Source organism: Bartonella sp. TT110JLCBS, assembly GCF_042193405.1.
Classification (GTDB): domain Bacteria; phylum Pseudomonadota; class Alphaproteobacteria; order Rhizobiales; family Rhizobiaceae; genus Bartonella.
In genome coordinates this window covers 1-1,054 of record NZ_JBHILT010000131.1, presented here as the reverse complement: position 1 = coordinate 1,054, position 1,054 = coordinate 1, and the positions used below count along the sequence as shown (strand labels likewise).

General features: G+C 40.7%; 1 pseudogene. It reads left to right on the top strand.

Annotated features, from left to right (window positions below):
• Window positions 1-1,054, top strand: a pseudogene (locus tag ACFILW_RS09985) (hypothetical protein); the annotation flags it as partial.

Genomic DNA, 1,054 nt, shown 5'->3' with positions numbered 1-1,054 from the left:
ACTCACAGCAGAATCGACCGAAGCGGTCAATGGTTCCCAACTTTTGGCAACAAATACTGAAATTAATGAAGTAAGAGACAGTATTCTTGTTAAGCAAGTAGCAGAGATGGCTTTGACGCGCAGTCTCCGTGATGGAGGAACGGGCCTTATCACTATTGGTAAGGGAACTGGTGGTACCGAAATCAGTATTCTAAATAAGGATAATGGAGGGCGGAAACTTTCCGGTCTACTTGGCGGGACAATCAATGAAAATTCAGACGAAGCTGTAAGTGGTTCTCAGCTTCATACCCTAGGGAGCAGTGTTGCATCTTATTTCGGTGGTGGTGCTAAATATGAAAGTGGTGCATGGACAGGTCCAAAATTCACGCTTAAAACTTTCGATGCTGATGGTAAAGAAGGTGCTTCAAAAGACTATCCCGATGTAGGCTCTGCTTTTGCAGGAATTGATACGAACTTCATAAATGTAAACAAACATCTGAATACTGTTGTTAATAATTTTAATGACAAATTAAACGATATTAATAAAGAATTTCAAGGCGATGCCTTATTGTGGAGCAAAACTGATAAAGCCTTTAGTGCTATGCACGTAGAGGGGGAAGACAGAAGATCAGGTAAAATTAAATATCTTGAAGGTGGAGATTTAACACAAAACTCAGAAGAAGCCGTGAATGGTGGACAGCTGTATACACTGGGTACCCATTTAGCTAATTATCTTGGTGGTGGTGCTGACTTTGGAAATGGAAACTCAGAAGGTCCTACTTTTAAGGTTAAAACTTTTCGGGATGATGGCACAGAAGATAAACAAAGCTACAGGAATGTAGCAGATGCGTTTGAGGGTGTTAATACGGCTCTCACGACTGTTCAGGATAAATTGACTGAACAGGTTAATAATGTGATTACCAAAGTAGAAAGCGAAAGCTTTGTTCAGCAAGATAAGACAACGAGTCGTCTCACTATTGGTGCAAAAGTAGGTGGCACAGAAATCAATATTGCAAATGAAAGCGGTGCGGATCGGATAATTTCTGGTGTTGGTGAAGCAAAGAACAATAATGAC